This is a genomic window from Maribacter forsetii DSM 18668 (assembly GCF_000744105.1).
GTDB lineage: Bacteria > Bacteroidota > Bacteroidia > Flavobacteriales > Flavobacteriaceae > Maribacter > Maribacter forsetii.
Map to the genome: position 1 here is coordinate 1,766,307 of NZ_JQLH01000001.1, position 10,466 is coordinate 1,776,772.

Annotated in this window: 9 protein-coding genes; 8 read left to right on the forward strand and 1 reads right to left on the reverse strand. The window is 34.7% G+C overall.

The window, feature by feature from the left end; translation table 11 throughout:
• Window positions 1–26 precede the first annotated feature (26 nt).
• The 8 genes from P177_RS07460 to P177_RS07495 all read left to right on the forward strand — a co-directional run bounded on the left by P177_RS07460 (window position 27) and on the right by P177_RS07495 (window position 9,631).
• Window positions 27–992, forward strand: coding sequence for an MlaD family protein (locus P177_RS07460; RefSeq protein ID WP_036153505.1), 966 nt, complete (start codon window positions 27–29; stop codon window positions 990–992).
• A 110-nt stretch (window positions 993–1,102) separates the two neighbouring features.
• The gene (locus P177_RS07465; protein WP_036153508.1) at window positions 1,103–2,428 is read left to right on the forward strand and encodes a (Fe-S)-binding protein; all 1,326 of its coding nucleotides are present in this window, start codon (window positions 1,103–1,105) and stop codon (window positions 2,426–2,428) included.
• 8 nt (window positions 2,429–2,436) lie between these two features.
• Window positions 2,437–3,228, forward strand: a complete 792-nt coding sequence (locus tag P177_RS07470) for a (Fe-S)-binding protein (RefSeq protein ID WP_036153511.1) — start codon at window positions 2,437–2,439, stop codon at window positions 3,226–3,228.
• Between the two features lie 16 nt (window positions 3,229–3,244).
• A complete protein-coding gene (locus tag P177_RS07475) occupies window positions 3,245–3,727 on the forward strand; it encodes a hypothetical protein (RefSeq protein WP_036153514.1) in 483 nt (160 codons plus the stop codon).
• A 94-nt stretch (window positions 3,728–3,821) separates the two neighbouring features.
• On the forward strand, window positions 3,822–6,731 hold the full coding sequence (locus P177_RS07480; RefSeq protein ID WP_036153517.1) for a glycoside hydrolase family 3 N-terminal domain-containing protein: 2,910 nt from the start codon (window positions 3,822–3,824) through the stop codon (window positions 6,729–6,731).
• Window positions 6,732–6,750: 19 nt separating this feature from the next.
• Complete coding sequence (gene bshA / locus P177_RS07485) at window positions 6,751–7,890, forward strand: N-acetyl-alpha-D-glucosaminyl L-malate synthase BshA (RefSeq protein WP_036153520.1); 1,140 nt, start codon at window positions 6,751–6,753, stop codon at window positions 7,888–7,890.
• On the forward strand, window positions 7,853–8,329 hold the full coding sequence (locus tag P177_RS07490; protein WP_036153523.1) for a hypothetical protein: 477 nt from the start codon (window positions 7,853–7,855) through the stop codon (window positions 8,327–8,329). Before bshA ends, P177_RS07490 begins: the two co-directional genes overlap by 38 nt.
• 120 nt (window positions 8,330–8,449) lie before the next feature.
• The gene (locus tag P177_RS07495; RefSeq protein ID WP_036153527.1) at window positions 8,450–9,631 is read left to right on the forward strand and encodes an OmpA family protein; all 1,182 of its coding nucleotides are present in this window, start codon (window positions 8,450–8,452) and stop codon (window positions 9,629–9,631) included.
• A 76-nt stretch (window positions 9,632–9,707) separates the two neighbouring features.
• On the opposite strand, the gene P177_RS19370 is transcribed toward P177_RS07495, so the two are convergent.
• The gene (locus P177_RS19370) at window positions 9,708–10,391 is read right to left on the reverse strand and encodes a hypothetical protein (RefSeq protein ID WP_051941750.1); all 684 of its coding nucleotides are present in this window, start codon (window positions 10,389–10,391) and stop codon (window positions 9,708–9,710) included.
• Between the last annotated feature and the right edge of the window lie 75 nt (window positions 10,392–10,466).

Below are 10,466 nucleotides of genomic sequence, written 5' to 3' on the forward strand. Positions count from 1 at the left end.
TTTGAGAGTATAAAAAATATAATTGCTTGAAACTATCTAGAGAATTAAAAACGGGAATTATTGTTATCGGTGGTATTTTACTATTCATTATGGGATTTAGCTATTTGAAGTCGACTCCTATTTTTGATAATAGTAAAACCTTTTTTGCAGTATACCCTAATGTTGGTGGTCTGCAGTCTGGAACCAATGTTTCTATAAACGGATTTAGTGTTGGTAAGGTTAATGATATCAGGTTTTTAGACGATAAAGGAAATTTATTGGTGACATTTACTGTTGGAAATGAATTTAAGTTTTCTAAAAACAGTATGGTTGAATTATACGATACAGGTATTATTGGAGGTAAAGGTTTACAGATTAAGCCAGTTTTTGACGAGGCTTTAGCGCAATCAGGTGATACTTTACCCACAGAAACTAGACCGGGAATAACAGATTTGGCACAGCAGAAGTTGAATCCGTTAGTACGCAAGGTTGAATCCGCTATTTCTGGAGCAGACTCCGTTTTGGTTAATGTAAATTCTGTTTTAGATGAAAAGACGAAAAAAGAATTAAAAGAAGTTATTGGAGGTCTAAATACCTTGATAACAAACCTTAATGGTAGTGCAACTCAACTTAATTCCGTTTTAAATACAAATAAGGATAAATTGAATAATTCTTTCGAGAATTTTGAGCAGTTGACCGCTAATTTTGCAAAGCTTTCAGATTCGTTAAATTCTGCCGGACTAGGTAGAACTTTAGCTAGTTTAGAATCTACAATGGCTAGTTTGGATCAAGTAACGGCAAAAATAGAAAATGGTGATGGTTCACTTGGATTACTTATGAATGATAAGGAACTATACAATAACTTAAATAATGCATCACGTGAACTAGATTTACTGCTGCAGGATTTTCGTTTGAACCCAAAAAGGTATGTAAATGTTTCTGTGTTTGGTAAAAAACAGAAAGACTACGAGTTGCCAGAAAATGATCCAGCAACCAATGCTATTGAGAATTAAAAATCCTTTGAGGAATTCCGTAAGGCATTAAATTGAAAACATAGTTAATATTTCGACCAAAGTGTCGGGGCATTTAAACATAGATTATCGAGTAAAGAAGACTTAATTATATGCAATATCTCCCTAATGTAATTTTTGTAATACTGCTTATAGCAGGTATAGGTTTTTTTGTAAGGAATGTTTCTAAGTTGAAAAGAAATATTTTCTTAGGAAAGGAAGAATCGTTGACTGATGATAAACCGCAACGTTGGAAAAACATGGCAATGATTGCCTTAGGGCAGTCAAAAATGGTTGTACGGCCCATTGCAGGTGCATTACATATCATTGTTTATGTTGGTTTTGTAATTATCAATATTGAAGTGCTAGAAATTATTTTAGATGGTATTTTTGGTACACATAGAATGTTTGCTGTTTTAGGACCTGTATATGATTTCTTAATTGGTTCTTTTGAAGTACTTGCGCTATTGGTTATCGTTGCGGTCATTGTTTTCTGGATGAGAAGAAACGTTATTAAATTAAAACGATTTTTTAAACCGGAAATGGAAGGTTGGCCAAAGAATGATGGAAACATGATTCTTTATATAGAACTTGTTTTGATGGTACTTTTTTTAACAATGAACGGAGCAGATTATCAGTTGCAACAAATGGGTGCGGATCACTACGCTGCTGCAGGTGCATTTCCTGTTAGTGGTATGATTGCTCCTATGTTTGAAGGTATGCCTATTCCTAGCTTGGTGCTATTAGAGCGTACAGCTTGGTGGCTGCATATTGCAGGAATCTTGTTTTTCCTTAATTACCTTTACTACTCAAAGCATTTACATATTTTACTTGCATTCCCAAATACGTATTACGGGAAGTTGACACCTAAGGGACAATTCAAAAACTTACAATCAGTTACTGACGAGGTTAAAATGATGATGGATCCAGATGCGGATCCTTATGCTGAACCTGCAGAAGATGCTGCTGTTCCAGATAAATTTGGTGCATCAGACGTGCAAGATTTGAGTTGGGTACAATTATTAAATGCTTATACGTGTACAGAGTGTGGACGTTGTACTAGTGAATGTCCTGCGAATCAGACCGGAAAAAAATTATCTCCTCGTAAGATCATGATGGATACTCGTGATCGTCTAGAAGAAGTTGGGAAAAATATTGATGCTAATAAAGGCGAGTTTAAAGATGACGGTAAACAATTGTTAAACGATTATATTACTCCAGAAGAATTATGGGCATGTACATCTTGTAATGCCTGTGTTCAGGCCTGCCCAATTAGTATTGATCCTCTTTCCATAATTATGGATATGAGACAATATTTGGTGATGGAACAATCTGCAGCTCCAACAGATTTGAATAACATGATGGGTAATATTGAGAATAATGGAGCACCTTGGCCATTTAACCAAATGGACCGCTTAAATTGGAGTAAAGAATCTTAAAGATAGATATGGCAAGTGAATTAAAAGTGCCTACAATGGCAGAGTTTTTTGCGTCGGGAACTGTACCTGAAGTTTTGTTTTGGGTAGGTTGTGCTGGTAGTTTTGATGATAGAGCAAAGAAAATAACCAAAGCCTTCGTAAAGATTTTGAATAAGGCTAATGTTTCTTTTGCGGTATTGGGTACAGAAGAAAGTTGTACTGGTGATCCTGCAAAACGTGCTGGTAATGAGTTTTTGTTTCAGATGCAAGCAGTAACTAATATAGAGGTGCTGAACGCTTATGAAATAAAGAAAATAGTAACAGCATGCCCGCATTGTTTTAATACTATTAAAAACGAATACCCGGGCTTAGGTGGTAACTATGAAGTAGTTCACCACACTCAGTTTTTAAAAGACCTGCTGTCCGAAGGTAGAATTTCTATGGAGGGCGGTAGCTTTAAAGGTAAGCGTATAACTTTTCATGATCCTTGCTATTTAGGTAGGGCAAATGGAGTGTATGAGGCACCAAGAGATTTAATTAGAAAGTTGGATGCTGAGCTTATTGAAATGAAAAGCTGTAAGCAAAGAGGTCTTTGTTGTGGTGCAGGAGGTGCACAAATGTTCAAGGAACCTGAAAAAGGTGATAAAGATGTGAACATTGAACGTACTGAGCAAGCCTTAGAAACTAAACCGGAAATTATAGCGGCAGGTTGTCCATTTTGTAATACTATGATGACCGATGGGGTGAAGAATAAGGAAAAGGAAGATGATGTTGCAGTAATGGATATCGCAGAGATGATTGCGGCTGCAGAAGATTTATAATTTAAAGAAGGGAAATTTGCTAGTAGAATTTAACACATTACCAGATACTTCAAGAGTTTGGATATACCAATGTAATCGATCGTTTTCTGAAAAGGAAATCGCAGAAATTGGAACGGATTTAAATACTTTTTTAACTTCATGGACCGCGCATGGCAATGATTTAAATGCAGGTTATGAAATTAAGTACAAAAGATTTATAGTGATTGCCCTTGATCAAACTACCCAAGGTGCTACCGGTTGTTCTATAGATGCATCTGTGCATTTTATACAAGCATTAGAAAAGAAATATGATGTTCTGTTGCTTGATAAAATGAACGTATCTTATAAACAAGGTGAGTTTGTAGCTTACAAAAGCTTAATTGATTTTAAGGCTATGGCAAAGCAAAAAGCCATTTCAAAAAATACCATTGTATTTAACAATCTGGTTGCCAATAAGGGAGAGTATTTGGAGCACTGGGAAGTACCTGCTTCTGAGAGTTGGCATGCTCGTTTTCTTTAACATAATTTCTTCTTAAGTATCAGAATTTATTGGGTTTTATCGATGAAATGCAATAATTTCAATCCGTAATAGTTATCTCAGTACATATATTTTTATGCGCTATATTTTTATTCTTATTTGTGGGTTGTTTTGCTGTTCAAGTATCCTAGCTCAAAATCCTTTAGTAACTAAAGACAGCACCAATCAGCAGAGATGGGTAGATGCTCAGTATGCTCAAATGAGCTTAGATCAAAAATTAGGTCAGCTATTTATGGTAAGTGTTGCTTCCAACCAAAGTAAGCAAGCAAAAGATTTAATTAAGAACTTAATAGTAAAAGAACATTTAGGCGGAGTAATTTTTTCTAAAGGCGGTCCTGTACGTCAGGCTAAACTTACGAACGATTATCAAGTAGCCTCAAAAATTCCATTACTTATTGGAATGGATGCGGAATGGGGTCTTTCTATGCGCCTAGATTCAACATATGCTTTCCCGTGGAATATGACCCTGGGTGCAATTCAAGATAATTCAATTGTTGAAAAAGTAGGTTACCAAATAGGTAAGCATGCAAAACGATTGGGTGTTCATATAAATTTTGCGCCTGATTTAGATATCAATACAAATCCAAAAAATCCAATTATAGGGAATCGTTCTTTTGGTGAGGATAGGGATAATGTAGTTGCAAAGGGAATAGCTTTTACACGCGGAATGGAGAGCGCAGGAGTATTGGCAAATGGAAAACACTTTCCTGGGCATGGTGATACAGAAGTAGATTCTCATCACAATTTGCCGGTAATTCCGTTCTCGAGAAAACGATTGGATAGCCTAGAACTCTATCCTTTTAAAAAATTAATTAGTTCTGGTTTAAGTAGTATAATGGTTGCTCATTTAGAGGTTCCTGCCCTTGAGATGGAAAAGGGAATGCCTTCTTCATTGTCCGAACAAATTATATCAGGTATTCTAAAAGAAGAATTAGGTTACGAAGGATTGATATTTACCGATGCACTGAATATGAAAGGGGTGTCTACAAAAGGTAAAGATGGTAGCGTAGAACTAGATGCTTTTATGGCAGGTAACGATATGTTGTTAATGCCTGAAAATATTGTAAGCGCAAAAGCAAAATTAGCAAAGGCTTATGATAAGGGTAAGTTGTCTGAAGAGCGTTTGGCGTATTCCGTAAAAAAGATATTGATGGCAAAATATAAGGCAGGGTTAAATAAGTACAGACCTATTGCTTTAAATAATCTATTTGAAGATTTAAATAGCCTTGAAGATGATATTATTTACGAGCAAGCTATTGAGAATGCAATTACGGTTGTAAAGAATAAGTTAGATATACTGTCTATTAAAAACCTTGACAATAAGAAAATCGCTTATGTGAAAATGGGCGATTCTAATAACGAGGCTTTCATAAAAGGATTGAAGAATTATGCCGATGTTACTGTGGTTGAGGCAAATGATATCAATACCTTGAAAGCTAAACTTAAAGATTTCAATTTAGTTATTGTTGGTCATCATAAGAGTAATGAAAGTCCATGGAAGTCGTATAAGTTTTCAACTAAAGAATTAAACTGGTTACAAGAAATTGGTAACGAACGTACTTCTAATCTTATACTTTGTGTCTTTGCTAAACCATATGCGTTATCAGATATCGAATCATATGATACTATTGATGCTGTGGTTATGTCTTATCAGAATAGTGAAATAGCACAAGAGAAAACGGCAGAAGTTTTATTTGGAGCTGTAAGTGCTACCGGTAAATTGCCTGTAAGTGCACATCAAGAATTTCCAGTACGTACAGGCGTGGAAGTTAAATCATTAAGTAGATTGGGGTATAGTATTCCAGAGCGCGTTGGTATGAGTTCAAAAGGACTTAGAGAGATAGATGAGCTAATGAGCCACGGTCTAGATAGCTTAATGTTTCCTGGAGCTCAAGTATTGGTGGCAAGAAAAGGAAAGGTCATTTACCAGAAGAGTTTTGGAAAACCTACGTATGATAGTAAAGAAAAAATAACCAACGATTACATTTATGACCTTGCTTCTTTAACCAAAATATTGGCAACATTACCAATGGTAATGAAGATGGAAGAAGAAGGTAGAATAGGTTTGAACAATACTTTTGAAGAATTGGTGCCTAACTACTCGAATACGGAAATTAAAAATGTAACCGTTTTAAAAGCACTTTCTCATTACGGTCGCTTACCAGCTTGGATTCCATTTTACATTAGAACTTTGGATAAAAATAAAAAACCATCAGGTGAATTTTATAGAAATAAACCCTTGCCTGGTTTTTCAACAAAAGTGTATGACAATTTATATTTAACAGATGCATATAAAGATTCAATTTACAATAGAATAGGTAGACAAGATTTAAAGTCCAACAGATATCGTTATAGTGACGTGCCATATTATGTAATGAAAAAGGTGGTCGAAGAAAGTTACGGTCAAAGATTAGACGGATTAACATCTAATTTTCTTTACAGTAGAATAGGGGCAAACCATACCTCGTATAATCCTTTAGAGAAATTTGACAAGAACAAGATTGTTCCTTCTGAGGAAGATAACTACTACAGGTATGGTAGAGTACAGGGTTACGTTCATGATATGGGTGCAGCAATGCAAGCAGGTGTTGGTGGTCATGCCGGTCTCTTTAGTAACTCTAATGACATTGCCAAGATTATGCAGATGTACCTTCAAGATGGGTACTATGGTGGTACTAAGTTTTTCGATTCTAGAACGGTAAAGAAATTTAATACCTGTTATTTCTGTGATAACAATGTGCGTAGGGGAGTAGGTTTTGATAAGCCACAGTTGCAACACAGTGGTCCTACATGTGGTTGTGTTTCTAGAAAAAGTTTTGGGCACAGTGGTTTTACTGGTACGTATACATGGGCAGATCCAGAAGAAGAAATAGTCTACGTATTTTTATCCAATAGAACATATCCTTCCGCATCTAACACACTTTTAGTTAAATCTGGGTTAAGAACAAGAATTCAACAAGCCATTTACGATTCAATTCTGAATTAAAAAAGGTAATTTTGTTGTAATGAAAATAGCAATAGTATGTTACCCTACCTTTGGTGGTAGTGGTGTTGTAGCAACAGAATTAGGAATTGCATTGGCAAATAGAGGTCATGAGATTCATTTTATTACTTATAAGCAGCCCGTGCGTTTAGAGCTGTTAAGTAATAAGATATTTTTTCATGAAGTTCATGTGCCAGAATATCCACTCTTTCATTATCAACCTTATGAACTTGCATTATCCAGTAAGTTGGTTGATACTATTAAACTTCATAAAATAGACCTTTTACATGTGCATTATGCCATACCACATGCATATGCAGGGTATATGGCTAAGAAGATGTTAGAAGAAGAAGGTATATATGTACCTATGATTACAACATTGCATGGTACGGATATTACTTTAGTAGGTAAACATCCATTTTATAAGCCTGCCGTTACCTTTAGCATAAATCAGTCTGATGTTGTAACCTCGGTTTCAGCAAGTTTAAAGCAAGGAACATTAGATACATTTGATATTCAGGGTGATATAGAAGTTATCCCTAATTTTATCGATGCTAAAAAGTATAGTACATCTTTTACGGATTGTCAAAGGTCTAACATGGCAACTGATGATGAACGTATTGTTACTCATATTAGTAACTTTAGAAAGGTAAAGCGTATACCAGACGTCATTAAAATATTTAGTAAAATACAGTTAGAGATACCTTCAAAACTAATTATGGTAGGTGAAGGTCCTGAAAAGGCAGGTGCTGAGCGATTATGTGAAGAATTAGGTATCGCGGATAAAGTTATATTCTTAGGTAATAGTAATGAGATAGATAAGATTTTATGCTTTTCAGATTTGTTTCTTTTACCGTCTCAATCCGAAAGTTTTGGTCTTGCGGCTTTGGAAGCCATGATTAACAAAGTTCCTGTAATTTCTAGTAATGCAGGTGGGATCCCAGAAGTGAATACAGAAGGTGTTAGCGGATTTTTAAGTGATGTAGGTGATATAAGCGATATGGCTGCTAAGGCAATTACCATTTTAAAGAATGATAGTGTTTTAGAACGATTTAAACTTAATGCCTTAAAAGAAGCACAACGTTTTGATATTCAAAAAGTAGTACCTCTTTATGAGGAGGTTTATGAAAGGGCTTATAACGGAAGATTCAAAAATGTTTAAATATGCTATTTGTTTATTATCAGCGGCAATAATTCAATTGAATTCTTGTAAAAGTACTGCTCAAGGTAATTTGCAAGAATCTAATAACATGGGTATGAAGCTTCTCTTAAATGAAAATTATAGCGGCTTTGAACAAGAAGAGTATATTTTAATAAACAATCAAAAAGATTTAAATGCCTTTTACGGGAAGGTAAACCGTACAAGAAAACCTGGTTTAACTCCGCCTTCCATAGATTTTAATGCGGAAATGATTCTTATTTGGTGTGGAGATAATTCGGCCTCGCATTATGCTAATTTAGAATTGCATGAGACAGACGATTTTTTAGAACTTCATAAACTTAAAACTACAGCTTCAAAAGAAGAAAATAGATTTATTGTAAGTCCTTTCAGCGTGTATAAGTTGCCTTTAAGTACAAAAACTCTTAAAATTTTGAAGTAATTAGTCGATAATAATTCTACATTCAACTATCAAACGATTTTAATTGCTGTATGCAGTAAATATTTGATAACTACCTCTGTTACATTTAATTTTACATATTATAAACCCAAATTGCATATTATGAAAACTACTAAAATTTTTAGTTTTTTATTACTGTTTTTGCTTTCATCGGTCACTTTTGCCCAAGAAGAACTTCAAATTACGGCAAAAGATAGTATCGTGCAAAGCTCTTGGATTTTAGGTATTGGATTTAATGCTGTGGATGATTCAGGAAATGTTTTTGATGGTATCTTCAATGTTGGTAAAGAATGGAATATTGTTCCATTTCCATCTAGAGTTAGCATAGGTAGGTACTTTAAAAATGGGTTGGGTTTAGAAGCCATAGGAGCTTATAACACTTATATGGAAGGTAATATTATTGATGGGGTGGTTATATCCGAAGATATTGATTACTACAGTATTGATGGTAGAATTACTTATGATTTAAATAAAATTATTGGAGAAACAGGTTGGTTTGATCCATATGTTGGTATTGGTGCTGGTTACACCGATGCAAATAATATAGGTAGAGGAACTTATAATGCAGTTGTTGGTTTCAGAACATGGTTTTCAGACAGATGGGGATTAGACCTTAATTCTACAGGTAAATGGGCAATGAGTCAAAGTGAGGGTGCTACAAACCATATACAACATGCTGCGGGAGTTGTTTATCAATTTGGAATTGAAAAAGGTCTTTCTAAACGAGGTGAAGAGAAGTTAGAGTTATTAGCAGCAATTGAAAAAGAAAAGCAACGCCAAACAGATTCTATTAATGAAGTAAATCGTTTAAAGGACGAAGCTTTATTGGCAGAAAGGCTTAAGAAGCAACAAGAAGCAGATGCATTGGCCGCTGCTGAAAAAGCCAAGGTAGATGCTATTAATAAACGTAAAGCAGAAATTAAATCTAAGATTGAAGATTTAGGAAATGTGTATTTTGCTTTGAATTCATCGGTAGTGAACTCTTCATCCAAAAAGGTATTAGATTCTTTAGCTGAAGTATTGGATCAGATTCCAAGTTTGAAATTAAAAATCACCTCACACACCGATTCTCGCGGAACTTCTAAATATAACGATTGGTTGTCGCAACGTAGGGTCAATAAGACTAAAGCTTATTTATTATCTAAAGGTGTTTTAGAAAATAAGTTGACAACAGAGGCTTATGGTGAGACTATGTTGTTAAATGATTGTGATGACAGTACATATTGTCCAGAAGAGAAACATGCAGTAAACAGACGTTCAGAATTCGTAATTGTCGAATTTTAATTAGAATGTTGTAGTAGAAATCAATTAAAGCCGATAAACATATTATTTATTGGCTTTTTTAGTTTAAGTATAATATTTAGCCAACGCTAAAATTGAATACTTCAGAGATAGACTCGTTACCACTACTATCTTTGGTGACTATTTTCCAATAGTAAATTTTGCCCGCTTCAACAGGTAGGTCGTCGTATTTAGAAGTTGTGATATCACTAACTAGTAATTCTGGATCTTCGGCTGTACCAAAATAAAGGTCATACCCTATAATATCATTATCTTCATCTTCGGCTTTCCAAATTAGATTTACCGTAGTACTGGTCTGGGAAATAGAAGCTCCAGATACAGGAGAAATTGCAGTAGCAGGTAAAGGAGCTATGGAGGTATCCCAAGGTCCTGTATTTTTAAATTTCCAAACTAAACTGCTGTTATGTATGGAATCGGTCACTTGCCATGAGTAGTTGTGGTTTCGTTGAAGAGGAATAGTAGCTTCGTTGTTGTTGCTTTCATATATCTCTATAATATTGTTGTCAAGATTTACCAATTCAATGAAATATAAATGATTCTCGCTATGGTCTAAAAACTCCCATTTAAAAACTAAGGTATTGGTAGAGTCTGTAAGAATAATTCCGTCAGTAACTTCTGTATTATCTTCAGGATACAAAAGATCAATAGTACTTTTTTGGTACTCAAGTACTTCAGAATCAACACCGCAAGAAGATATGCCAAAGAATGTTATAAAAATTAGAAATATTATTTTTTTTCTCATTTAAACTATAAGTTTAAGTTTTATGATTTGCTCAAATCATGATCAAATATCTTGTGGTAATTCTAAGTGTAAATG